This is a genomic window from Micromonospora sp. NPDC049201 (genome assembly GCF_055586805.1).
In genome coordinates, this window is the sequence record NZ_JBVJHM010000009.1 from 128,206 (window position 1) to 151,419 (window position 23,214).

Annotated in this window: 18 protein-coding genes and 1 pseudogene; 10 read left to right on the forward strand and 9 right to left on the reverse strand. The window is 75.2% G+C overall.

All coding sequences use genetic code 11. From position 1 onward, the window contains the following. Positions 1-54 precede the first annotated feature (54 nt). Positions 55-2,811: a cellulose binding domain-containing protein gene (locus ACZ6O5_RS20755; protein ID WP_465979287.1), complete on the reverse strand. Its 2,757-nt coding sequence runs from the start codon at positions 2,809-2,811 to the stop codon at positions 55-57. A gap of 260 nt (positions 2,812-3,071) precedes the next feature. On the opposite strand from ACZ6O5_RS20755, the pseudogene ACZ6O5_RS20760 reads away from it, so the two are divergent. The 3 genes and pseudogenes from ACZ6O5_RS20760 to ACZ6O5_RS20770 all read left to right on the forward strand — a co-directional run. Beyond that, positions 3,072-3,521, forward strand: a pseudogene (locus ACZ6O5_RS20760) (BON domain-containing protein); the annotation flags it as partial. Positions 3,522-3,583: 62 nt separating this feature from the next. After that, a complete protein-coding gene (locus tag ACZ6O5_RS20765; protein WP_465979289.1) occupies positions 3,584-4,081 on the forward strand; it encodes a redoxin domain-containing protein in 498 nt (165 codons plus the stop codon). Continuing rightward, a complete protein-coding gene (locus tag ACZ6O5_RS20770; RefSeq protein ID WP_465979291.1) occupies positions 4,078-4,629 on the forward strand; it encodes a DsbA family protein in 552 nt (183 codons plus the stop codon). Before ACZ6O5_RS20765 ends, ACZ6O5_RS20770 begins: the two co-directional genes overlap by 4 nt. Before the next feature lie 25 nt (positions 4,630-4,654). On the opposite strand, the gene ACZ6O5_RS20775 is transcribed toward ACZ6O5_RS20770, so the two are convergent. Further along, positions 4,655-7,507, reverse strand: a complete 2,853-nt coding sequence (locus ACZ6O5_RS20775; protein WP_465979293.1) for a helix-turn-helix transcriptional regulator — start codon at positions 7,505-7,507, stop codon at positions 4,655-4,657. A gap of 163 nt (positions 7,508-7,670) precedes the next feature. Here ACZ6O5_RS20775 and ACZ6O5_RS20780 point away from each other — a divergent pair, with 163 nt between their 5' ends. The 5 genes from ACZ6O5_RS20780 (at position 7,671) to serS (ending at position 13,044) form a co-directional block, all read left to right on the forward strand. Then, a complete protein-coding gene (locus ACZ6O5_RS20780) occupies positions 7,671-8,117 on the forward strand; it encodes a hypothetical protein (protein WP_465979295.1) in 447 nt (148 codons plus the stop codon). After that, positions 8,114-9,250 (forward strand): alcohol dehydrogenase catalytic domain-containing protein, encoded by a 1,137-nt coding sequence (locus tag ACZ6O5_RS20785; RefSeq protein WP_465979297.1) that lies wholly within the window; start codon positions 8,114-8,116, stop codon positions 9,248-9,250. Before ACZ6O5_RS20780 ends, ACZ6O5_RS20785 begins: the two co-directional genes overlap by 4 nt. A gap of 29 nt (positions 9,251-9,279) precedes the next feature. Continuing rightward, complete coding sequence (locus tag ACZ6O5_RS20790; RefSeq protein ID WP_465979299.1) at positions 9,280-10,455, forward strand: saccharopine dehydrogenase family protein; 1,176 nt, start codon at positions 9,280-9,282, stop codon at positions 10,453-10,455. A 90-nt stretch (positions 10,456-10,545) separates the two neighbouring features. Then, the gene (locus ACZ6O5_RS20795) at positions 10,546-11,637 is read left to right on the forward strand and encodes a DNA polymerase III subunit beta family protein (RefSeq protein WP_465979301.1); all 1,092 of its coding nucleotides are present in this window, start codon (positions 10,546-10,548) and stop codon (positions 11,635-11,637) included. Between the two features lie 120 nt (positions 11,638-11,757). After that, the gene (gene serS, locus ACZ6O5_RS20800; protein WP_465979303.1) at positions 11,758-13,044 is read left to right on the forward strand and encodes a serine--tRNA ligase; all 1,287 of its coding nucleotides are present in this window, start codon (positions 11,758-11,760) and stop codon (positions 13,042-13,044) included. Here serS and ACZ6O5_RS20805 read toward each other — a convergent pair. From ACZ6O5_RS20805 to ACZ6O5_RS20820, 4 genes are read right to left on the reverse strand one after another with little or no spacing between them, the layout of a single operon-like run. Next, positions 13,028-13,996, reverse strand: a complete 969-nt coding sequence (locus ACZ6O5_RS20805) for a cytochrome c biogenesis CcdA family protein (RefSeq protein ID WP_465979305.1) — start codon at positions 13,994-13,996, stop codon at positions 13,028-13,030. The two genes, serS and ACZ6O5_RS20805, sit on opposite strands and share 17 nt — an antisense overlap. After that, positions 13,993-14,592: a TlpA family protein disulfide reductase gene (locus ACZ6O5_RS20810; RefSeq protein ID WP_465979307.1), complete on the reverse strand. Its 600-nt coding sequence runs from the start codon at positions 14,590-14,592 to the stop codon at positions 13,993-13,995. Before ACZ6O5_RS20810 ends, ACZ6O5_RS20805 begins: the two co-directional genes overlap by 4 nt. Positions 14,593-14,614: 22 nt before the next feature. Continuing rightward, a complete protein-coding gene (locus tag ACZ6O5_RS20815; protein ID WP_465979308.1) occupies positions 14,615-16,081 on the reverse strand; it encodes an NADH-ubiquinone oxidoreductase-F iron-sulfur binding region domain-containing protein in 1,467 nt (488 codons plus the stop codon). Continuing rightward, positions 16,078-17,814, reverse strand: coding sequence for a hypothetical protein (locus ACZ6O5_RS20820; protein WP_465979310.1), 1,737 nt, complete (start codon positions 17,812-17,814; stop codon positions 16,078-16,080). Before ACZ6O5_RS20820 ends, ACZ6O5_RS20815 begins: the two co-directional genes overlap by 4 nt. A gap of 295 nt (positions 17,815-18,109) precedes the next feature. Between ACZ6O5_RS20820 and ACZ6O5_RS20825 the strand changes: the two genes are divergently transcribed. Together ACZ6O5_RS20825 and ACZ6O5_RS20830 are read left to right on the forward strand one after the other, a co-directional pair. Continuing rightward, on the forward strand, positions 18,110-19,555 hold the full coding sequence (locus ACZ6O5_RS20825) for an alpha-amylase (protein WP_465979312.1): 1,446 nt from the start codon (positions 18,110-18,112) through the stop codon (positions 19,553-19,555). A gap of 78 nt (positions 19,556-19,633) precedes the next feature. Continuing rightward, positions 19,634-20,533 carry a L,D-transpeptidase gene (locus ACZ6O5_RS20830; RefSeq protein ID WP_465979314.1) on the forward strand — a complete coding sequence of 300 codons (900 nt, stop codon included), beginning with the start codon at positions 19,634-19,636 and terminating at the stop codon, positions 20,531-20,533. Between the two features lie 76 nt (positions 20,534-20,609). On the opposite strand, the gene ACZ6O5_RS20835 is transcribed toward ACZ6O5_RS20830, so the two are convergent. The 3 genes from ACZ6O5_RS20835 to ACZ6O5_RS20845 are packed head-to-tail and all read right to left on the reverse strand — an operon-like array spanning position 20,610 to position 23,211. After that, positions 20,610-21,230 carry a response regulator transcription factor gene (locus tag ACZ6O5_RS20835; RefSeq protein WP_465979316.1) on the reverse strand — a complete coding sequence of 207 codons (621 nt, stop codon included), beginning with the start codon at positions 21,228-21,230 and terminating at the stop codon, positions 20,610-20,612. Then, on the reverse strand, positions 21,227-22,375 hold the full coding sequence (locus ACZ6O5_RS20840) for a sensor histidine kinase (RefSeq protein WP_465979318.1): 1,149 nt from the start codon (positions 22,373-22,375) through the stop codon (positions 21,227-21,229). Before ACZ6O5_RS20840 ends, ACZ6O5_RS20835 begins: the two co-directional genes overlap by 4 nt. 29 nt (positions 22,376-22,404) lie before the next feature. Then, positions 22,405-23,211, reverse strand: a complete 807-nt coding sequence (locus ACZ6O5_RS20845) for an ABC transporter permease (RefSeq protein ID WP_465979320.1) — start codon at positions 23,209-23,211, stop codon at positions 22,405-22,407. Positions 23,212-23,214: the final 3 nt, after the last annotated feature.

A 23,214-nucleotide genomic window follows, 5' to 3' on the forward strand; every position in this document is an offset into this window, starting at 1 on the left:
GCTGCCCAGTTCGTCAACCTCATGGTCATCTCGTGGTGCCGCCCGCGGAACCCGTCAGCGCGCGGCGCAGGAGACGGTCGGTGTCCGGTTGCCGTTGGGGGCGGTGCCGGTGAAGCCGACGGTGGTCGACGCGCCGACGCCGAGGTTGCCGTTCCAGCCGGCGTCGGTCACCGTGACCGCCGAGCCGGTCTGGGTGTACGTCCCGCTCCAGAGCTGGGCGATCCGCTGACCGTCCGGATAGGTCCAGGTCAGCGTCCAGCCGGCGGTCGGCGTGGTGCCGGAGTTGCGTACCGTCACCTCGCCCTGGAAGCCGCCGGGCCAGGAGTTCGTCACCGCGTAGGTGGCGGCGCAGCCGCGTCCGGTCGGCGTCGGGGTCGGTGACGTCGGCGTCGGAGACGGGCCCGTCGGCGTCGGGGTCGGACTGGTCGGCGACGGCGACGGGCTCGTCGGGGTGGGCGACGGCCCGGTCGGGGTGGGGCTCGCCGACGTCGGCGTGGGCGTGGGCGTGCCGCCGAGACGGTCCGCGACCAGGATGCCCCGGCCGTTGGTGCCCAGGTAGACCCGGCCCCAGACGCGCGGGTCGCCGGTGAGCGCCTCGCCCGCGTTGCCGTACTGGTGCTGGTCGTCGTTGATCCGGACCCAGGTCGCGCCCGCGTCGTCGGAACGGTGGACCCCGTGCGTGCCGTCCACCGTGCCGACGGTGAACAACGCCGGGTACGTCTTCCCGGGCGCCGCCTTGCCGAAGCCGACGTTCACCGCCGTGGACACGCCGGTGACCTTGGTGAAGCTCGCGCCGGAGTTGGTGGAGTGCCAGAGGCCACCCTCGCCGGCCAGCCAGACGTCGCCCTCGACGCCGGGTAGCGCCTTGAACTTGACACCGGTGGTGGGCAGGCCGGTCGCCGCGGTGGCGGTGAACGCCGCCCCGCCGTTGGTGCTGACGTAGAACTTCCCGGCGCTGACACCGTAGAACTTGTTCGGGTTGACCCGGTCGGACTCGACGACGGCGTTGGCCGGGATGCCGGTGGCGGCGGTCCACGAGTTGCCGAAGCCGACCGAACGGACCACCTGCTGGCCGGCGTCGCCGGGCGACCAGACGAACTGGCTGCCGTCGGCGGACGCGGCCACCGTGCCACCGTTGTTGATCCCGCCGGGCTCGGTGCCCTGGAACCAGTTCGCACCGCCGTCGGTGGAGAACGCCACGTGGCTGTCGTTGGGGCGGTCGGCGTCGGTGAAGTTACCGGCCCGGACCATGACCGCCGGCTTGGTCTCCGCGTAGTCGAGGCTGGTGGTGCTGGTGAAGCCCGGCTGGGTGAACATCATCGGCGGCACCGCCGCGAGGTCGGTGTGACGGAAACCGCCGATGTCGCCGAGGCCGCTGATCAGCGGCGCGCCCGACGGCGGGCTGACCAGGTCGAGCACGGCGGTCTCCTCCAGCCCCTTCACCATCGGCGTGATGGTGAACGTGCCGCCGGTGTCCCACTTCGTCAGGCCGGTGGTGCCGTAGATCGTCGCGCCGGTGCCGTACATCATCCGGTCGCTGTCGAACGGGTCGATCTCCAGCGACTCGTTCATCCAGCCCAGTTTCGGGGTCTCCTCCGGCGGCGCCGGATTGGTGCCGAACGTCAGCCACGGCACCGAGCTGACGTCCATCGTGTACTTCTTGCTCCGGTTGGGATAGCTGGTGAACTCCCAGATCCGGGTCCACGTCGCGCCGCCGTCGGTGCTGCGCCAGAAGATCGCGTCCGGCCACCAGGAGACCTGGGTGGCGACCATCAGCGTGTTCGGGTGCTGACGGTCGATGGTCAGCCCGGAGTAGCCGAAGTACGCGTCGCCGCTCGACGACGGCACCGGGCTGATCTGCGTCCACGCGCCGGTGGCCCGGTTGAACTTCCACACGTCGCCCTTGCCGCCGTCGTACGGGCCGCCGGTGTCGCTGGTGGCGAGGTAGAGGAAGCCGCCGACCGGGTCGACCACGCCCTTGTGCGCGAGGTAGCCGGTGGGCTGGCCGGGGATCCGCTCCCAGGTCGCGCCGGCGTCGGTGCTGCGGTAGACCGGGTTCTGCTTGTCCGCCACCCCGACGTAGATGGTCTTCGTGGCGGTGCCGGCCGTGCCGGTGCCCTTGTCGAAGCTGACCCAGGTGAGGCCCTGGTTCTGGCTCTGGTAGCCGCTGCTGTCGTTCGGGTCGGCCCGGTAGTTGCCCACGTTCGGGAAGTTGGCGACCTTGGCCCAGGTCGCGCCGTAGTCGGTGCTGCGCCACAGGCCGTTGCCACCCTCGGCGCCGTAGTAGAGCACGCTGTTGCGGTTCGGGTCGACCGCCAGCCGCTCCCCCATGCCCCGGCCGGGCATGTTGCCGCCGTTCTTGAACGGCAGCTCGGTGGCCTGCCAGGTGGCGCCCTTGTCGGTCGAGCGCAGGATCGCCCCGTGGTTCGGGTCCCAGTCGTTGGTGTACATGCCGACCGCCGCGTACACCCGGTTGGTCTGCACCGGGTCGGTGGCGAGGCTGACCACCCCGTTCCAGCCCCACCGGTCCGCGCCGACCCAGTCCAGCAGCGGCGTCCACGACCGGGTGGCCTGCTCCCAGCGGTACGCGCCGCCGATGTCGGTCCGCGCGTAGATCAGGTTCTTCTCGGTCGGGTTGAAGACGATGCCGGGGACGAAGCCGCCGCCGTCGATCCGGACGTTCTTCCAGGTGTACGGCTCGGTGGCCGCGGCGGCGGCCGGGGGTACGCCGGTGGCGACGAGCGGCACGACGACGGTCGCCACGGTGGCGGCCAGCGCGACGGCCGCCAGGCCGGCGAGTTTTCTGCGCATGGGGCGGATCCTCTCGGTAGCCCTTGGGGGCGGGGGAACGGGAGCAGGGGGTGGCGCTTCGAGGAGGGGAGCTGCCCGGGCTCCCCGTCGGCGTACTGGCTCCCGCAGCCGAGGGACCCTCAGCGTACGCCGATCAACCGCGCCATGGAAGCGCTCCCATGTCACCCGTTCCGGGTGGGGGCGGATCACCCGGTCGCGCGCAGGATCGCAGGGTGCGGGGACCGACCCGCGCGTCGACCACCCACCGGAAGGAGAACCGGATGACCACCGGGACGATGACGCGTACCGACCGGGAGATCCGGTCCGCGGTACGCGACGAACTGGCCCGGGCGGGCCTCGACGGCATCGGGGTGACCGTCGACGGCGGCGTGGTGACGCTGACCGGCCCGGTGGCCGACCCCGCCGCGCGGTGGGCCGCCGAACGGGCCACGCACCGGGTCGCCCGGGTCCGCGCGGTCGCCGACGACCTCGCCGTCCCGACCGTCCCCGCCGGCGCCGGCCGGGACGACGCGGGGCTCGCGCTCGCGGCCGTCCGGGCGTTGGAGTGGGACGCGTTCCTGCCGGTCGGGGCGCTGCGGGTGACCGTCGCCGACGGCTGGGTCACGCTGCACGGCGAGGTCGGGTGGGAGTACCAGCGGCGGGCCGCCGAGCGGTCGGTCGCCCGGCTCACCGGCGTACGCGGACTGAGCAACGGGATCACGGTGCGGCCGTGAACCGAACCACCCGGCCCGGGTGAGCCCGGCTCACCCGGACGCCCGGCAGGGTGGACGGTATGAGTGATCCGAACGGGCTGATCACGCCCGGGCAGACCGCGCCCGGGTTCACGCTGCCGGCGTCGCCCGACGCGCGGGAGGTGGGCCCCGGGCAGTTCCGTGGCCGGCCGGTCGTGCTGGCCTTCTACCCGGCCGACTGGACGCCGGTGTGCGGCGACCAGATGGCGCTCTACCAGGCGGCGCTGCCCGAGCTGGAACGGTACGACGCGGTGCTGCTGGGCATCTCGGTGGACAGCGTCGACTCGCACCGGGCGTTCGCGCAGAGCCGGGGTATCCGGTTCCCGCTGCTCGCCGACTTCGAACCGAAGGGCGAGGTGTCCCGCCGCTACGGCGCGTACGCCCCGCGCGGGCAGTCGGACCGGGCGCTCGTGGTGATCGGTTCGGACGGCCGGGTGGCCTGGAGCCAGCTCTCCCCGCCCGAGGTGAACCCGGGCGTGGACGGGATCCTCGACGCTCTGGAGCAGCTCGGCACCGATCGGCGGGTGAGCACACGATGACCACCCCGTTGCAGGTCACCACCGCCCGGCTGCGGGTCCCGGTCACCGACCGGGACCACGTCCGTGGTCCGGCCGACGCCCCGGTCACCGTCGTCGAGTACGGCGACTTCCAGTGCCGGTTCTGCGGCGCCGCCTACCCGAACCTGGCCGAGGTGCTGCGCCAACGGGCCGACGTGGTGCGGTTGGTGTACCGCCACTTCCCCATCACCAACGTCCACCCGTACGCGGAGAACGCGGCGGAGACCGCCGAGGCGGCCGGCGCGCGGGGCCGGTTCTGGGAGATGCACGACTGGCTCTACGAGCACCAGGACCAGCTCGACCCGGTGCACCTGTCGCTCGGCGTCGAGCAGATCGGGCTGCCGCCGGACGAACTCGGCGCGGAGGTGGCGCGGCAGACCCACGCCGACCGGGTCCGGCAGGACTTCGTGGGCGGCATCCGCAGCGGCGTCAACGGCACGCCGACGCTCTTCGTCAACGACATCCGCCACGACGGCGGCTACGACCTGGCCGAGCTGCTGGCCGTGGTGGACGCCGTCGCGCCGACCTGACCGGGCCGGGCCCGCCCGCGACCGGTCAGATCAGCCGCAGCTCGCGCGCCCGCCGGACCGCCTCCCGCCGGCGGGTCGCGTCGAGCTTGCGGTAGACGTTGCGCACGTGCGTCTTCACCGTGTTGACCGAGAGCGACAGCTCGGCGGCGATCTCCACATTGGTCAGGATGCTCTGGAGATACCGCAGGATGGTCAGCTCCCGTTCGGTGAGCGGCTCGTCCAACGCCCGTGCCGGCCCGTCCGGTGCCCCGTCGGCCCCGGACGCGTCGACGCCCCGGACCAGGTCGCTGACGGTCGCCCAGTACGCGGTGCCGGAGTCCAGGTGGGCGGCGAGCAGGTCGCGTACCCCCGGCTCGGCCCGGGTGAACACGCGCCGGCAGCCGTCCGGCTCGGCCAACGCCAGCGTCTCCTCCAGCAGCCGCCCGGCCCGCCGACCGTCGCCGGCCGCCCCGGCCAGCGCCGCGTCCAGCAGTCCCGCGCCCAGCCGGACCGGCAGCGGCCAGCCCTCCGCGCCCGGCCCGGTCCAGTCCGGCAGCGCCCGCTCGGCCGCCCGGGCGTCGCCGGCCCGCAGCCACAGCCGGGCCGAGACCAGGGCGAGCGCCGGATCGGTGAAGTTGTCGCCGACCGCGTCCAGCAGCGCGCGGGCCCCGCCCGGGTCGCCCACCGCGGCGCGGAGCTGGGCCTCGCCGGCGGTCAGCCACGCGCCCAGCTCGGGCCCCGGCGCGACCGGCCGGGCCGCGGCGAGCGTGTGCAGCCCGGCGGCCGGTTCCCCGCCGTCGGCCAGCAGCCCGGCCCGGCAGAGGGCCGCCAGCGCCGCCCCGCCCGGCTCCGCGCCGGCCGGACCGGCGAGCGCGAGCTGCGCCGCCGCCTCCGCCGGCCGGTCCCGGTGCCAGGCCACCAACGCCAACGCCAGGTACGCGTAGCCGCAGTCCAGCCGCGACGACCAGCCCTGGCAGGGTGGCATCGACAGGGCCGCCCGGGCGCGCTCCTCGGCGGTACGCAGCGCGCCCCGGGCCGCCTCCAGCAGCGCCGACCGGCTGGCGCAGAGCAGCTCGACGCGGGGCCGGCCGGCCCGACGCGCCGCGACGAGCGCCGCGGAGAACCGCCCGCCCGCCTCCCGCAGGTCCCCCTCGGCGAGCGCGACCAGCCCGTGCGCGGCCCCGGCCACCGCCCGCACGTCGTCGACATCGACGTCGACGGCCCGGGCGTCGGCGTCGGCGTCGGCGTCGGCTCCACCGAGGATGACGACCCCCGCCCCACCGTGGACCGGCTCACCGGGGTGCTGGCGCGCGGGCTGGGCGACGTCCGGGCCGGCGGGGTCGTCGTGCGGGGCGGGGGCGAGCAGGCGGTCGGCGGCGCGGCGTACCGCCGCGTGGTCCCCGGCGAGCCGGGCCAGGCTCAGCTCGACCGCGGTGGCCAGCCGGCGGAACCGGTCGCGGCGCGGCGCCGGCAGGTCCGTCGCGTGCCCGACCGCACGCCGCAGCAGCGCCTCGGCGGCGGCCGGATCCCCGGCGTACGCCCGTTCGGCCGCCGCGGCCAACGCCAGCTCCGGGTCCCGGCGTACCGCCTCGGCCGGGGGCTCGGGCGGCGCCGGCGGGACGGGCCGGGCCGGCTCGTCCGGGGCCAGTTCCGGCCAGCGGGTGACCAGCAGCTCGGTGGCGTCCGCCCACTCGCCGGCCGCCAGCGCGTGCCGCAGCGCCTCGGCCGGCCGGTCGTGCGCGGCGAACCAGCCGGCCGCCCGCCGGTGCAGTTCGCCCAGCTCGCCGACGGGCAGCCGGGCCAACTCGTCGCGGAGCAGGTCGGCCAGCAGCGGGTGCGGCCGGTACCAGGGCGGGCTGCCCCCGTCCTGCTGGACGAAGCCGCCCTCCCGGGCCGCCTCGGCCAGCAGGCGTCCGGCGTCGGCCCGCCCGGTCACCGCGGCGGCCAGGTCGGCGCGGACCGCGACCGCCACCGCGCTCCGGCGCAGGACGTCACACACCGCCGGGTCCAGCGTCGCGAGCACCTCGTCCCGCAGGTACGCGGCGATGTCCGGCTGGTCGCCGGCGACGTGCGCCACGGCCCGCGCCGGGTCGGCGCCCAACGCCAGGGTGGCCAGGCGCAGCCCGGCCGGCCAGCCGGCGGTCCGCTCGGCGAGCCGGGGCACCGCCTCGGCCGGCACCGGCACGCCGTACGCGACCAGCAGGTCGGCCACCTCGTCGGCGGTGAACGCCAGCTCGTCCGGGCCGAGCACGGTCAGCTCACCGGCCAACCGCCACCGGTGCAGGGCCAGCGGCGGTTCCCGGCGCGCGCCGGCCATCAGCCGGAGCCGCCCGTCGCCGTGCCGGAGCAGGAACTCCAGCCCGGCCAACGCCTGCGCGTCGGTCACCCGGTGCAGGTCGTCCAGCACCAGCAGCACCGGGTGCTCACGGGCGGCCAGCGCGGCGGCGAGCGCCTCCAACTGCGCCGGCCGGGGCGGGTCCACCGGGACCGGCGGGTCCGCCCCCGGGTCACCGGCGACGGCGGAGCGCAACGCCGCGGCCAGGTACGCCCACAGCCGCCCGGTGGTGTCGTCCTCCGCCACCGAGACCCAGACCGGCGCCGGACCCGCCCGTTCCGCCCGCGCCCAACCGGACAGCAGCGTCGTCTTGCCCCACCCGGCCGGGGCGAGAAGCAAGGTGACCGGTCCCGCCGCACCCCGCTCCAGCCGGTCCAGCAGCCGGGGACGCCGCAGCAGCGGCTCGGGCGGCGCGGGCGGCACCAGCCGGGACGCCAGCAACGGCGGCCCCGGCCGCCGCGGCGGACCGGCGTCGGCGGTGAGCGGTTCCGGCGTCCCGACGGCCGGCGGCGCGTCCGCGTCGGTCGGCGCGGCGAACCGGACCCGGTCGACCTGCTCCGGCATGCGTTCCTCCCCCGTCGGTGCGGGGGGCGGTTACCCGGACCGCGCGGGTTCACCCCTTCCGGGCGAACCCGCGTCACCCGGACCGCCGCCACGCTGGGGACACGCGGGCGGCCGGCCGCGCACCGCCGGCCGCCCGGGTGACCCGCGACCTCGGGGAGGGCCTGTGACCCGGACCGGACGGCTGGCCGACGGCGTACGCGCCCTGGCGGCCGGCGCACTGGCACTCGTCCACCGACGGCGGGCCGCGACCGGGGCCCGGCCCGCGCGCTGGCAGGTGGTGACCGTGACCGGTCGGCCCGAACAGGTGCTCCCGGGCGGGCGGTGGCCCGAGCCGCTGCGCCGGCTCGACGGCGCGGTGGAGGTCTGGGCCCGCCCGGCACCCGGCGGGCGCGGCACCGAGCTGGCGGTCCGCCCGCTGGGCGGGACACCGGCGCTGGCCGGGTTCGCCGCGCACCTGGTCGGCGACGACCCCGGCCGGTACCTGCGGCAGGTGCTCCGGCAGACCCGGCAGCTCCTGGAGACCGGGGAGGTGCTGCGGGCGGACCGCTCGCCGCTGGACCGCCCGGCGATGCGGCGGCCCCGCCGATCCGGATCGGAGGCGACCGGGTGAGGGCCCTGTGTTGGGAGGGCACGGATGAACTCGCGGTGCGCCAGGTCCCCGACCCGGAGCTGCGCAACGCCCAGGACATGATCGTCCGGGTGCGACGCAGCGCCACCTGCGGCGGAGACCTGCCGCTGCTGGCCGGCCGGGTGCCCGAGGCGGCCACCGGCGAGGTGCTCGGGCACGAGTTCGTCGGCGAGGTGGTCGAGGTCGGTCCGGAGGTACGCCGGCACCGGGTCGCGGACCGGGTGGTGGTCGGCGCGGCGATCGCCTGCGGGGCCTGTTGGTTCTGCCGGCAAGGGCTGCTGGCCTGCTGCGACAACGGGACCAGCGACGCGGCGACCGAGCCGGAGTGGGGGGTGCCCGCCGCCGGGTGCTACGGCCGGCCGGCCCGCCTCGGTGGTTTCGCCGGCGGCCACGCCGAGTTCGTCCGGGTGCCCTACGCCGACGTGGGCGCGTTCGCCGTACCGGACGGGGTCGACGACGACCGGGCGGTCTTCGCCGCGGACGCCGCGCCGGCCGGCTGGCACGGCGTCGAGCTGGCCGGTGTCGCCCCCGGGGACGTGGTGGCGGTCTGGGGCGCGGGCGCGGTGGGACAGCTCACCGCGGCGGCGGCCGTGGCCCGCGGCGCGGCCCGGGTGATCGTGGTGGACGAGCACGCCGACCGGCTGCGGATGGCGGCCCGGCACGCCGGCGCCGAGCCACTCGACCACCGCTCCGTCGACGTCCTCGCCGAGCTGCGGGAACGCAGCGGCGGCCGGGGGCCGGACGTGTGCGTGGACGCGGCCGGCCCGCCGACCGGTCCGACCCGCTGGCCGGCCGGCGGACCGGACGCCGGGGTGGCGCTGCGCGAGGCGGTGCACGCCTGCCGCAAGGGCGGCACGGTGGTGGTGCTCGCCGGCGGGTCGACGTTCGTGGACCGGTTCCCGCTCGGTGCCGTCACCGAGAAGGGGCTGGCGGTACGCGGCGGCGCCCGGGTCGGCCCGGACGCCATCCCGGCGCTGCTGGACCGGATGGCCCGGGACGAGCTGGTCACCGAACACCTCGCCACCCACCGGCTGCCGCTGGACCGGGCCGCCGAGGGGTACGCGTTGTTCCGGGACCGGGCGGACGGCTGCGTCCGGGCGGTCTTCACGCCGTGAGTCCGGCCGGCGGGTGGCACACTCGGCGGATGCCCGAAGACCGCGCGTACGACCTCGTCCTGTTCGGCGCCACCGGCTTCACCGGCGGCCTCACCGCCGAGTACCTGGCCCGGCACGCGCCGGACCGGCTGCGCTGGGCGCTCGCCGGCCGCAACCCGGCCAAGCTGGCGGCCGTCCGCGACCGGCTGGCCGCCATCGACAGCGGCCTGGCCGAGCTGCCCCTGCTCACCGCCGACGTCACCGACGCGGCGTCGCTGCGGGCCGTCGCGGAGAGCGCCCGGGTGGTCGCCTCCACCGTCGGCCCGTACGTGCACCACGGCGAGCCGCTGGTGGCCGCGTGCGCCGCCGCCGGCACCGACTACCTGGACATCACCGGCGAGCCGGAGTTCGTCGACCTGATGTACGTGCGGCACCACGCCGAGGCGGTGCGCACCGGGGCACGCCTGGTGCACGCGTGCGGCTTCGACTCGATCCCGCACGACCTCGGCGTCTGGTACACCGTCAAGCAGCTCCCCACGGACGGGCCGGTCACGGTGGACGGCTACGTGCGGGCCGGCGGCCGGTTCTCCGCCGGGACCTACCACTCGGCGCTGACCGCGTTCTCCCGCACCGGTGAGACGAGCCGGGCGGCGAAGGCCCGGCGGGCGGTCGAACCCCGGCCGGACGGGCGGCGGGTGCGGGCGGTGCCCGGCCGGGTCGGGCGGGTCCGCGAGTTCGGCCAGTGGGCGGTGCCGCTGCCCACCATCGACCCGCAGATCGTCCGCCGGTCGGCGGCGGCCCGCCCCGAGTACGGCCCGGACTTCCGGTACCGGCACTTCGCCGCGTTGAAGCGGCTGCCCACCGTGCTGGTCGCCGGCGTGGGCCTGGCCGGCGTGGTCGGGCTGGTGAAGGTGCCGCCGACCCGGCGCTGGCTGCTCGGCCGGCTCGCCTCCGGTCAGGGGCCGAGCGCCGCGCAGCGGGCGAAGTCCTGGTTCCGGGTGCGGTTCGTGGGCGCCGGTGGCGGCCGGCGGGTGGTGACCGAGGTGGCCGGCGGCGACCCCGGCTACGACGAGACCGCCAAGATGCTCGCCGAGTCGGCGCTCTGCCTGGCCTTCGACGAACTGCCCGACACCGCCGGCCAGCTCACCCCCGTCGCCGCGATGGGCGACGCGCTGCTGGACCGCCTAGTGCGCGCCGGCATCACCTTCCGCACGCTGAAGGCGTAAGGCCGGGCCCCTTCTTAACGTTTTCGGTAGAGGCGGGGCCCCCTCTTAACAACCCGGGGCGTTGACCCTCGACCTGGTGCAGGGCACAGGATGGCGGCCGTGGAGAGCGAGCTTCGCAGCATCGGTGAGCTGGCCCGGGCCAGCGGGTTGACGGTCAGCGCGTTGCGGTTCTACGACCGCACCGGCGTGCTGACGCCGGCCCGGGTGGACCCGGTGACCGGCTACCGCTGGTACGCCGACGACCAGGTCGGCCCGGCCCGCCTGGTCGCCGGCCTGCGCCGGGTGGGCATGCCGCTGGCCGGCATCGCCGAGGCGCTGCGGCACCGGCGTCAGCCGGCCGAGGTGCACCGCCTGCTGGACGCGCACCTGCGCCGGCTGGAGGACGGCCTCGCCGACGCGCGCCGCGAACTCTCCCGGATCCGTAGCCTGATCGACCCGGAGGAGACCACCGTGACCACCCGACTCGTGCTGTCCCGCACCGACCTCGCCGCCGCCGTGGACGCCGTACGCTTCGCCGTCGGCGCCGACCCGGACCTGCCGGTCCTGTCCGGCGTGCTGCTGGAGGTCGAGGCGGCCGGCGTACACCTGGTCGCCACCGACCGGCACCGGCTGGCGGTGGCCCGGGTCGACGCCACCGTCGACGGCCCGCCGGTGCGCGCGCTGGTGCCGGTGGCGGCGGTCGACGAGCTGCGCGCGCTGCTCGACGGCGACGGGGCGGGCGCGGAGGTGGTCGTCGCCGCGGACCGGGTCACGGTCACGGTGGCCGGGCGCACGCTGACCACCGCCCCGCTGCCGTACGACTTCCCGGACCACCGCCGGCTGCTGGGCGCGCGGCTCGGGGCCGCGCCCGCGTACCGGATCCCGGTGGACGGCGCGGCGCTGCGCGCGGCGCTCACCGCCGACGACGTGCGGGTGTGCCACCAGACACACGAGGGCGTCGCGCACCCGGTGGTCGCGCTCGGCCTGGACCAGGGTGGCGAGCTGCGGCTGGTCGACCCGGCTGCCGTCGGGGACCCGGACGGTGGGCTGCGGGTCGGGTTGAACCGGGAGTACCTGCTCGACGCGCTGGACGCCGGCGGCAGCCAGCTCGTGCTGGAGCTGGACGGCCCGATCACCCCGCTGGCGGTGCGCCGGGCGGACGACGCGGACGCGTTCTCGGTCCTCATGCCGGTGCGCCTCTGACCGCTTCGTCGCGCACGCCGGGTCGGTCCGGGCGGGAGAGCCCGGGCCGGGCCGGCGGGGCCGCGACGGTAGCATCTGTGGGTTCCACCTGACGGCCCGGACGAAAGGCGTACGAGCAGCATGCTCGACATGGAGTTGATCCGGAAGGATCGCGAGGCGGTGGCGACCGCGCTGGCGAAGCGTCTGGATCCCGCCGAGGTCACCCGGGCGCTGGACGACATCCAGCGACTCGACCAGGAGCGGCGCGCCCTGATCACGGAGATCGATGCCGAGCGGCAGCGCCGCAAGGCCGAGGCGCGCGCGTACGCGGAGGCGAAGCGCTCCGGCGCCACGCCGCAGCCCGCCGCGCCGGAGGCCGAGCGCAAGCAGCTCGCGGAGCTGGAGTCCCAGCTCGACGACGTGCAGTCCCGGCTGCGCTCGGCGATGAGCGAGCTGCCCAACCTGCCCGCCGACGACGTGGTCGCCGGTGGCAAGGAGGCCAACCGGGTGGTGCGGACGTTCGGCGAGGCGCCGGCCATCGAGCAGGTGCGCGACCACGTGGAGCTGAGCCGCGCGCTGGGTCTGGTCGACCACGAGCGGGGCGTGAAGCTGGGCGGCTCCGGCTTCTGGATGTACACCGGCGTGGGCGCCCGGTTGGAGTGGGCGCTCGTCAACTGGCTGATCGAGCGCAACATCGAGGCCGGCTACGAGTTCCTGCTGCCGCCGCACCTGCTGCTGGACACCGCCGGCTTCGCGTCCGGGCAGTTCCCGAAGTTCTACGACGACGTCTACCGCATGGACAAGCAGTCCGCCCCGCGCGGCCAGTTCCTGCTGCCCACCGCGGAGACGGCGATCCTCGGCGCCTACCAGGACGAGATCCTGGAGACGCCGAAGCTGCCGCTGAGGGCGTTCGCCTACACGCCGTGCTACCGGCGCGAGGCGGCCGGCTCGCACTCCGACGAGCGCGGCACGGTGCGCGGCCACCAGTTCAACAAGGTGGAGATCTTCCAGTTCACGCTGCCGGAGCAGGCCGACGCCGCGCTCCAGGCGATGGTGGGTCACGTCGAGGGGCTGGTCGAGCAGCTCGGCCTGCACTTCCAGACCAGCCTGCTCGCCGCCGGCGACGCCAGCGCCTCGATGAAGAAGACGCTCGACATCGAGGTGTGGATGCCGAGCACCGGGAAGTACAAGGAGGTGTCGTCGGTCTCCTGGGCCGGCGACTACCAGGCCCGCCGCGCGGCCATCCGCTACCGGGAGCCGGGCGGCAAGCAGACCCGCTTCGTGCACACGCTCAACGGGTCGGCGCTTGCCACCAGCCGGCTGTTCCCGGCCATCCTGGAGCAGTGCCAGCAGCCCGACGGCTCGGTGGTGGTCCCCGAGGTGCTGCGCGACAAGCTCGGCACCGACCGCCTCACCCCGACCCGCTGACCGCCTCCCGCGCTGCGGCGTCGCCGCTCGCTGCGGCCACGCCGCTCGCGGGGGCCACGCCGCTCGCGCTGCTCGCGGGGGTCTCGCTGTTAAGCGGGGCCCCCGCCTCTACCGGAGGCGTTAACAGGGGGCCCCGCCTTACCAGCAAACCTGCGGCGAGCAGGGTGAGGGAGAGGGCGGCCAGGGGGGCGGGGCCGGCGGTGTTCAGTGTGCTCACCAGGGTCTGCTGCACGCGGGCGGCGGCTGTCACCACCGGGTCGCCGAACGCGTCGTGGCGGCCCAGGGCCAGCCGCACCTCGTACCAGCCGTACCAGGCGACGTAGCCGCCGGCGACCAGCAGCACCAGGCCGCTCAGCCGGGACACCCACGCGCCGGCGCCGCGCAGCCCGGCCACCACCCGCCCGCGCAGCAGCGCCACGGCGAGCGCGGCCACGCCGACCACCAACGCCATGCCGAGCGCGTACGCGCCGAAGAGCGCCAGCCCGCGCAGCGGCGAGCCGGCCCGCAGGCTGGTCACCACGATCGCCAGGAACGGCGCGATCGCGCAGGTCAACGACGTGAGCGCGTACGCCGCGCCGAACAGCGCCATGGACGGCCAGGTGCGGATGAGCCGGGGCGCGGTGCGCCACGGGCCGGGCGTGGGCAGCCGCCGGCCGGCGAGCAGCCACAGGCCGGCCAGCGCCAGCAGCACGCCGAGCGTCACGGTCAGCCAGGGCAGCCGGGGGCGCAGCCAGTCCGCCGCCGGTGCCACGGCCAGCCCGAACGCGCCGAAGACGGCCGCGTACCCGAGCGTCAGCCCGGCCGTCGCGGTGAGCGCGCGGCCGACCGCGCCGCGCCCGTCGCCGGGGCCGGCCACCAGCACCGAGAGGTACGCGGGCAGCATCGCGAAGCCACACGGGTTGACCGCGCCGAGCATGCCGGCGGTCAGCGCGAGCAGTAGCGCGCCGGTCATCCCCGGGCCAGCGTCTCGACCTGCCGGGTCAGCGCCTCGCCGTCGAGGAAGCCCTGGTGGACCACCGTGCCGTCCCGGTCGACGATGACGAACGTGCTCTGCTCGGTCACCTTGAACCGGCGCCACAGCGTGCCGGCGCGGTCGTCGAGCTGCGGCGTGCCGGCCAGGTCGAACTCGGTGACGAAGTCCGTCATGGCCCGTTGCTGGCCGAGGCCGGCGACGCCGACGATCGGCACGGTGTCCCGGTAGGTCGGGGCGATCTCGGCGACCGTCCACGCCTGGCTGGCGCAGGTGGCGCACCAGGGCGCCCAGAACCACAGCACGACCGGCCGCCCGGCGAGGGCGGCGGCGGAGAACGTCGTACCGTCGAGCGTCTTCGCGGTGAACGCCAGCGTCTCCGGCACCCGGGCCGGCGGCGTCGACGGCGCACCGGCGGACGTGGTCGGGGCGGACGCGGCTGGGGCGGTGGTCGACCCGGCGGTCGCCGCGCCGGCCGGCGTGGCCCGCTCGGGCCCGACCGCGCAGGCGGTCGGGCCGGCGAGCGTGGCGGCCAGTACGGCGGCGACGCCGAGACGGCGGGCGGTACGGGGTGGCATCGGCGCCTCCTGGGCGGGCCGGCTACTCGGCCTTGACCAGCCGGAGCGCGAGTTCGGGGCAGACCTTGACCGCCTTGAGCGCGCCCTCGCGCAGCCAGGTCGGCACCGGGGTGGGTGGGAAGGCCGGGTAGCCGTTGCCGTCGAGCCGGATGAAGTCCGGCACCACGTGCGCGCAGAGCCCGTGCCCGTCGCAGCGGGACCAGTCCAGGGTGAGTTTCTGCGGGTTGCCGTCGGGCGCGCCGGGCAGGCCCATGGTGCCCTTGACGCGTTTGCCGCAGCCCTCCCCGGTGGCGTGCAGCCGCAGGTCGTCGGCGAACACCTCCATGGCGGACAGCGCGAACCGGGCGGTGCCGTCCGGGTGGCTGCACGCGCCGCGTCCCTTCACGTCGCCGGCCGCGGCCCGGACCAGCTCGATCGGCGCGCTGCCGGAGACCGCGAGGTCGACGGAGCGGGCCAGGTCGGGCAGGCCCATCTTGCACGGGCCGCACTGGCCGGCGGACTCGCCGGCCAGGTAGCGGACCACCTGGGCGGCCTCGCCGAGCGGGCAGGTGTCGGTGCCGAGCGGCACGATGATGCCGGCGCCGAGTGTGCCGCCGACCGCGGCCAACCCCTTGCGGGAGACCTCGGCCCGCTCCGCCGCCTCGGCGCTGATCCACTTGCCGTGGTAGCCGCCCATCAGGATGCCCGGCCCGGGGGGCACCTCGCACAGGTCGAGGATCTCGCGCAGCGGGGTGCCGGCGGCACACTCCACCACGGCTGGTCGCTTCGCCGACCCGGTGACGGTGAGCAGCACGGTGCCCGGCTCGTCGTCGGTGCCGAGCGCCGCGTACTCGTACGGGCCGATCCGGGCGGCGACCGCGAGCTGGGCGTACGTCTCGGCGTTGGAGAGCAGGGTGGGCAGCCCGTTGACGCCGGAGTCGCTTGACCGTTTCTTGGTGCCGGGTGGGATGTGCGGCAGCCCGTTGATGCCGTTGACGAGCGCGCCGCCCTCGCCGGAGATGAACCGGTGCGGCACGGTCACGATGGTGGTCGGCACCGGCATCCGCCGTTCCTGCAACGCCTCGGTCAGTGAGGGCCGGCCCACGTCGTCGTCGGCCACCCCGATCACGATCTCCTCGGCGTCCAGCGCGAACGCGGCGAGCGCGGCCCCGTCCAGGACGAGGTGCGGGGCCCGGGTGAGCAGCACCTTGTCCTTCCAGCTCGCCGGCTCGCCCTCGGTGGCGTTGACCACCACCACGGTGGCGAGGTCCTGCCGTTCGGCGGACTCCAGCACGGCGCGCATCTTGCGGGCGAACGGGAAGCCCGCCCCGCCCTTCCCCTTGAGGTCGATCGCCTCGGCGAGCCGGAGCAGCGCGGCCGGCTCCATCGGGCCGATCGGGCCGTGCACCTCCTCGTGGGCGAGCAGGTCGAGCCGGCCGAACTCGGCGAACCCGGCGGTGAGCCGGGGCTCCCCGACGCAGGCGACCGGGGGGACGACCGTCCGCTTCACCGGGCCTCACCCCGCAGCCCGGCCCAGTACGCCCCGTCGACCGCGTCCGCGTCGGCCTTGCGCCGGCGGCTGGGGCGGCTGTCCTTGGTGGCCCGCATCGCCCGGCGGGAGGCGAGGTCGACAAGCGTGGGGGTGTCGTCGACGAACGCGTCGTCGTCGGCGGTGTATCGGGCCGGCGGACGCCAGTAGTCGGGCTCCTCCGGCACGTCCTCGTCGTCCCGGTAGCGTCGCCCGGTCCCGCTGCGCGGCTCCGCCGAGAGCGGGGTGCCGGAGATCGGGCCGGCCGAGACCGGGCCGGCCGAGATCGGCTCGCTCGCCCAGCGGCGCGGGCTGTCCCACGGCTCCTCGGCCTCGTCGCTCGGGCGGGGCGGGGCCGAGTAGCGGGCCACCTCGGCGGGGGTGGCGTACCGGCTGCTGTCCGGCGGGGCGGAGTGTCGACCCCCGGTGTCCGGCGGCGCGGAGTGCCGGCCGCCGTTCTCCGGCGGCGCGGAGTACTGGGCGGCGGCCTCCTCGTCGACCCGGGACCGGCGGCTGACCCGCTCCTCGGTGTCCCGGCGGCGCCGACGGGACCGTTCCCCGTCGCGCCGGCCGGCGACCGGCTCCAGCTCCTCGTCCCGACTCCGGCGCACCGTGTCGCGTTCGGTGTCGCGGAACCGGGTGGAGGTGGTCACCCGCTCGGTGTCCCGGCTCCGGGTGGACCGCCGGGCGGCCGGGACCTCCTGCGTGCGGGCGCGCCGCGCCGGCTCGGCCGGCTCCTCGGCGCGTCGCCGGGCGGCGGCGGCACGGACCGGCTCCCGCAGCGATCCGGGCTCCGGCACCACCGGTACGGCGAACCGCTCGGGGTCCCGCTGCCGGGCGGTGCCGGCGGGCGCGGTCCAGGTGGCGGTGGCCTCGGCCCAGCGCCCGCCCCGACCCCGGCCGGCGGCACTCTCGTCCTTGTCCGCGGTCTTCCTGCGGGCCAGCGCCGCGAACACGCCGGTACGTTCCTCGCTCTTGCCGGCCATCGCCTTGTTCAGGGCGGCGGCCTGGTGCTGTTCGCGGCTGCGCTTGCCGAGGTGGACGGAGAGGCGCACCAGCAGCGCCATCACCACGAGCAGCACGCAGGCGAGATAGCTGAACACCACCCAGCCCTTCGCGGCCCGGCCGGCGTTGAGGCCGTGGAACAGCGCGAACGGCCAGGACACGTACGCCATCGAGTGCAGCGCGCGCCAGAACCACTTGGGACCGACGCCGGCGAACCGGACCCGGATCAGCCCGGTCCAGAGCACGCCCACCATGAGCAGCGCGGCGACGGTGCCCAGCCCGACGTAGAGGCCGCTGCCGCCGAGGAACGGCACCACCGCGTCGGTCGGCCCGGCCCGGCCGATCGCGATCTTGGTGATGACGTGGAAGACCAGCCCGACCACGCCGAGCACGCCGGTGGCGCGGTGCGCGGACTGGAGCAGCACCCGGTGCCGGATGAGCAGCACCAGCCGGTCGGTGGCGAGCAGCCCCAGCATCACGGTGAGGCTGAGCGAGACCAGGGTGACCACCCCGGCGAAGAACTCGGTGAAGAAGAATCCGTACGCGTACATGGCGCCGCCGGCGCCGGCCAGCTCCACACCCGCCCACGCGAGGCCGAGTGCGGAGGCGGTGAGTGCCACCATCGCGGACTTCGACACGGTCCGGACACCACGGCTGCTGGTGGTGGTCCGGACGGTCGTCGCCTTCTCGTTCTGCTGTGCCCGGGCCATCTGCTCCTCGATCGTCTCGCGGCGGCGCCCCCACCGGCCGACCCTGCTCCCACCTCAGGTACGGAGCGACGGCCCGGACGGATCACCTCCGGTGGCGAATTTCTCGACCGGTTCCTCGAACCGTCCCGGTCGGACGCGCGTGTAGCGGTGCACGCAACGACGGATGCCCATGCGTTGACATTTCTTGCAACATGCTCGTAACCTTGCGGAAAATTTCAGCACCGGCTGCAAGAAGCCGGCACTTAAGCCTCCCCAGGCTCCACTCCCCCACATCCCCCGTCCCGTAGGAGTCCTGATGCAACGACGTCGACGCCGCGCCGCGGCGCTCGCCCTCGGCCTCGCCGCCGGCCTGCTCGTCCCGACCACGGTGGCGGCACCCCCGGCCGCCGCCGCCACGCCCGGCAGCAAGAAGGTCATCGTCCAGCTCTTCGAGTGGAACTGGACGTCGGTGGCGAGCGAGTGCACCGGCACGCTCGGCCCGAAGGGCTACGGCTACGTCCAGGTGTCCCCGCCGCAGGAGCACGTCAACAGCAGCCCCTGGTGGGTGTCCTACCAGCCGGTCAGCTACCGGATCGAGTCCCGCAAGGGCACCCGCGCCCAGTTCCAGTCCATGGTGAACACCTGCCACAACGCCGGCGTCAAGGTGATCGTCGACGCGGTGGTCAACCACATGTCCGGCCAGGAGAACGGCGGCACCGGCTGGGCCGGCACGTCGTACGGCCACTACAACTACCCGGGCACCTACTCCTCGGCGGACTTCCACTACTGCGGTCGCAACGGCAACAACGACATCGCCAACTACAACGACCGGTACGAGGTGCAGAACTGCGAGCTGGTCAACCTGGCCGACCTCAAGACCGAGTCGGACTACGTCCGCACCCGGCTGGCGACGTACCTCAACGACCTGCTCTCGCTCGGCGTGGACGGGTTCCGGCTGGACGGCAGCAAGCACATGCCGGCCGCCGACATCGCCGCGATCAAGGCCAAGCTGTCCCGGCCGGCGTACCTCGTGCAGGAGGTCATCTACGGCGCGGGTGAGCCGGTCCAGCCGACCGAGTACACCGGCAACGGCGACGTGCACGAGTTCCGGTACGGCAAGGACCTGGCCCGGATGTTCAACAACGAGCGGCTGGCGTACCTGAAGAACTTCGGCGAGTCCTGGGGCTACCTGCCGGGCGGCTCGGCGGTGGTCTTCACCGACAACCACGACACCCAGCGCGACGGCGGCGTACTCACCTACCGCGACCGCGGCGAGTACGCGCTCGCCAACGCGTTCATGCTGGCCTGGCCGTACGGCACCCCGGCGGTGATGTCGAGCTTCACGTTCAGCAACAAGGACCAGGCCCCGCCCTCGGACGGCAGCAACAAGATCACCAACACCACCTGCTACTCGGGCTGGGAGTGCGAGCACCGCTGGGCGGTCATCGCCAACATGGTCGGCTTCCGCAACGCCACCGAGGGCGCCGCGGTCGCCAACTGGTACGACAACGGCTACCAGCACATCGCGTTCAGCCGGGCCGGCAAGGGCTACCTGACGATCAACGACGAGGACTCCGCGGTGAGCGGGCGGTCCTACTACACCGGGCTGCCGGCCGGCCGTTACTGCGACGTCATCCACGGCACGTTCAGCAACGGGTCGTGCAGCGGTCCGGTGATCACCGTGGACTCGTCGGGTTGGTTCGCCGCGACAGTCAACGCGCACGACGCCATCGCCATCCACGTCGGAGCGAAGGTGAGCTGACCTCGCCCGTACCCCGAGTGAAGCCCCCGTGCCGGCAGTTTCCGGCGCGGGGGCTTCGTCTCGGTTAGAGTCACTTTCGTGCATTATGCCCATGTCACCGGGCGGCGGGTCCCCGGCTGGCTGTTCGCCGCGCTCGGCGTACCGCTGCTGTTGGCCACCGCGCTGCTGGTCGGTCACGCGCTCACCGGCACGCCGGCGCCCACACCGGTCGGCGCCGAACCGGTCCCGGCCGAACCGGCCCCGGCCGGGCCGGCGTCACCGCGGCCGTCGCCTGTGGAGTCCGTGCCGCCCGCCGCGCCCGCGCCCGCCGACCTGCCGGTGGTCACCTACGACCCGGCGCCGCGCGGCTTCCCCGCCGACCCGACGCCGACCGACACCCGGCAGCTCCGCGAGGGGGCACGGCCGGACCGGAAGATCCCCGCGTACGACGCGCCCGGCGGCCGTCCCCGGGCCTTCCTCGCGCCGACGATCAACGACGTCCCGCTGACCGTGCCGATCGTGGAGCGCCGCGCCGGGTGGACCGCGGTGCTGCTCCCCTCCGCGAACCGCACCGTCGCCTGGCTGCCGGAAGGCGGCTGGACCACGGTCGCGCTGCGCGACCAGATCGTGGTGGAACGCCGCACGCACCGGCTCACCTGGCTGCGCGACGGGCGCGCGGTGCACACCTGGCCGGTCAGCCTCGGCATGCCCGGACAGCTCACCCCGCTCGGCCGCACGTTCATCCTGGGCCGTACCCCGCCGCCGCAGGACGTCTACGGCGGCGTCGACATCTTCGCGCTCGGCGCGATCCCCGACGACCCGGACGCGGTGCCGACCGGCCTGCGGGGCGCGCACATCGGGCTGCACACCTGGTACAACGACGACACGCTCGGCAAGAACGTCACCAACGGCTGCATCCGGCTGACCCGCGCCGCCCAACGCCAACTCCTCGCCGAACTGTCCCCCGGCACCGCCCTCGTCATCGTCGACCGCCGTTAAGGAGGGGCCCCCTGTTAACGCCTCCGGTAGAGAAGGGTCCCCCTCTCACACCCGCGCGTTAACAGGGGCCCCTCCTTCAACCCAGCAACCAGCCGTTGGCCTCCGCGACCCGGACCGCGTCGGCGCGGTTGCGGGCGCCGGTCTTGCCGATGGCCGACGAGAGATGGTTGCGGACGGTGCCCTCGGACAGGTGCAGCGTCGCCGCCAACTCGGCCACCGTGCCGCCGCCCCGGGCCGTCCGCAGCACCTCGGTCTCCCGCTCGGTGAGCGGGCTCGCGCCGGTGGCCAGCGTCTCGGCGGCCAGCGTCGGGTCGACCACCCGCAGGCCGGCGTGCACCCGGCGGACCGCGTCGGCGAGCTGGCGGGCCGGGGTGTCCTTGACCACGAAGCCGTTCGCGCCCGCCTCCATCGCCCGGCGCAGGTAGCCGGGCCGGCCGAACGTGGTCACCACCAGCACCCGGCATCCGGGCAGCGCCGCCCGCAGCGCCGCCGTGGCGGTCACCCCGTCCAGGCCGGGCATCTCCACGTCGAGCAGCGCCACGTCCGGGTGGGTACGCAGCGCCTCCGGCACCACCTCGTCGCCGCGGCTCACCTCCGCCACCACGGTCAGGTCCGGTTCCAGCGACAGCAACGCGGCCAGCGCGCCCCGGACCAGCGCCTGGTCGTCGGCGAGCAGCAGTCTGATCGGCGTGGTCATCCGGGTGTCCCTCCGTCGGGGTCGGGCACCGTGACCCGGAGCAGGAACCCGCGCCCGCCGGGCTCCCGGGCCACCGTCACGGTGGCGTCCAACCGGGCCGCCCGCTCCCGCAGGCCGACCAGCCCGTGCCCGGCGCCCGCCGACTCGCCGGCCGGTCCCCGGCCGTCGTCGCGGACCTCCACCCCCGCCGGGTCCACCCGGATCACGCAGCGCCGCGCGCCGCTGTGTCGCACCACGTTCGTCACCCCCTCACGGACCGCCCAGCCGAACAGTTCGTCCCGGTCCGCCGGCAGCTCCGGCACCGTCCTCGGCAGCTCCGCGACGATGCCCGCGGCGGCCAGCGCCGACCGGGCGCCGGCCACCTCGGACGCCAGATCCACCCCGCGGTACGCCCCGACGGTGCCCCGCACGTCGGCCAGCGCCTCCCGGGCCAGCCGTTCCACGTCGGCGATCTCGACGGCCGCCCGCGCCGGGTCCAGCTCCAGCAGCCGGCCGGCAAGCTCGGCCTTCACCGCCACCACGGTCAGCGAGTGCCCGAGGATATCGTGCAGGTCGCGGGCGGTGCGGGCACGCTCCTCGGCCACCGCGAGCCGGCGGATCTCGGCCTGCGCGGCCTGGAGTTCGCCGTTGCGCTGGGCCAGCCGGCTCACCCCGAACATGGCGAACGAGGCGAGCAGCACCGCGAAGACGACAGTGCTCTCCGACTCCCAGCCGGGCACCAGGCGCGACGTGACCGGCGGGGTCGCCGCGGCCAGCACCACCACGACCAGCGCCTCCACCGGCGGCAGCAGGAACACCGCGGCGGCGGCCACGAAGACCAGTGTGGTCAGCCAGTCGCCGCCGGTGCCCGGGACGCCGGCCAGGCCGAGCGCGAGCAGCACCGCGATCAGCAGCCGGGCCCGGTCGGCCGGGATCGGGCGGTGCTGCTGCCGGCGGGCCCGACCCCACTCGAAGATCAGCACGTACGCCACGGCGAACGTGATCACCGAGGCGATTCCGAGCAGTCGCCGCCACAGCTCCGGCTGGTGCAGGGCGGTGCCGAACGGGATGTTGAGGAAGAACAGCCAGACCGCCGCCAGCAGCCAGCCGGTGAACCGCCAGTGGCGGCGGCTCACCGGCCGGGCCGGGGCGGTCGGCGACGTCACGCCCACCACGCTAGTGCTCGCCGCCCCGGTCAGACCCGGGTGGTGTCGCGGCGGAACAGGCGGGCCGCGCCGAGACCGAAGAACGCGGTCCAGGCGGCCACGTTGCCGACCGCCGCCCAGTCCACCCCGGTGCCGGTCAGCGGCGCGCGAGCGAGCTGACCGACCCCGTACACCGGGGTGAACTTGGCGATCTGCCGCATCACGTCGGGCAGCAGATCGAGCGGAACGAACAGACCGCCCAGCATGGCCAGGATGGCCAGCGCCGGGCCCATGAACTGCATGACGTTCTCGGCCGGGGCGAGGTAGCCGACGAACAGGCCGAACGCGGCGAAGACCAGCGAGCCGATCCACGCGGTCAGGCCGGACTCCAGCCACACGTGGGCCGGCAACCGCACCCCGGAGGCGGCGCCGACGCCGAACTCGACGAGCACGCCGAGCAGCCCGAGCACCATCGCGGTGGCCACCTTCGTCGCCACGTACGCGGCCGGGCGCAGCGGGGTCAGCCGCAACTGCCGGCTCCAGCCCAGCGCACGCTCGGTGGCGACGGCCGCGCCGGCGCTGGTGGTGGCCACCATGGCCGCGTACACGGCCAGGCTGATCATGATCCAGCCGGTGACCGGCAGGCCGTTGTCGAGCTTCTCGCCGCGCGACGGCAGTCCGAACAGGAGGAAGAAGACCGCCGGCATGACCAGGATGAACATCAGCGTGCGACGGTTGCGCAGGACCCGGCGGATCTCGATGGCGAGCACGGCGGCGGAGAAGCCACCCAGGGCGGGCGGCCGGCGGTCGGCCGGGCGCGGGCCGGTGGTGGTGTCGGGTGAGGTGGTGGCGGTCATGCG

Excerpts from the sequence above, each read along its gene's own strand:
- ACZ6O5_RS20755 (WP_465979287.1), bottom strand. The coding sequence starts at position 2,811 with ATGCGCAGAAAACTCGCCGGCCTGGCGGCCGTCGCGCTGGCCGCCACC.
- ACZ6O5_RS20765 (WP_465979289.1), top strand. The coding sequence starts at position 3,584 with ATGAGTGATCCGAACGGGCTGATCACGCCCGGGCAGACCGCGCCCGGG.
- ACZ6O5_RS20770 (WP_465979291.1), top strand. The coding sequence starts at position 4,078 with ATGACCACCCCGTTGCAGGTCACCACCGCCCGGCTGCGGGTCCCGGTC.
- ACZ6O5_RS20775 (WP_465979293.1), bottom strand. The coding sequence starts at position 7,507 with ATGCCGGAGCAGGTCGACCGGGTCCGGTTCGCCGCGCCGACCGACGCG.
- ACZ6O5_RS20790 (WP_465979299.1), top strand. The coding sequence starts at position 9,280 with ATGCCCGAAGACCGCGCGTACGACCTCGTCCTGTTCGGCGCCACCGGC.
- ACZ6O5_RS20795 (WP_465979301.1), top strand. The coding sequence starts at position 10,546 with ATGGCGGCCGTGGAGAGCGAGCTTCGCAGCATCGGTGAGCTGGCCCGG.
- serS (WP_465979303.1), top strand. The coding sequence starts at position 11,758 with ATGCTCGACATGGAGTTGATCCGGAAGGATCGCGAGGCGGTGGCGACC.
- ACZ6O5_RS20805 (WP_465979305.1), bottom strand. The coding sequence starts at position 13,996 with ATGACCGGCGCGCTACTGCTCGCGCTGACCGCCGGCATGCTCGGCGCG.
- ACZ6O5_RS20810 (WP_465979307.1), bottom strand. The coding sequence starts at position 14,592 with ATGCCACCCCGTACCGCCCGCCGTCTCGGCGTCGCCGCCGTACTGGCC.
- ACZ6O5_RS20820 (WP_465979310.1), bottom strand. The coding sequence starts at position 17,814 with ATGGCCCGGGCACAGCAGAACGAGAAGGCGACGACCGTCCGGACCACC.
- ACZ6O5_RS20825 (WP_465979312.1), top strand. The coding sequence starts at position 18,110 with ATGCAACGACGTCGACGCCGCGCCGCGGCGCTCGCCCTCGGCCTCGCC.
- ACZ6O5_RS20835 (WP_465979316.1), bottom strand. The coding sequence starts at position 21,230 with ATGACCACGCCGATCAGACTGCTGCTCGCCGACGACCAGGCGCTGGTC.
- ACZ6O5_RS20845 (WP_465979320.1), bottom strand. The coding sequence starts at position 23,211 with ATGACCGCCACCACCTCACCCGACACCACCACCGGCCCGCGCCCGGCC.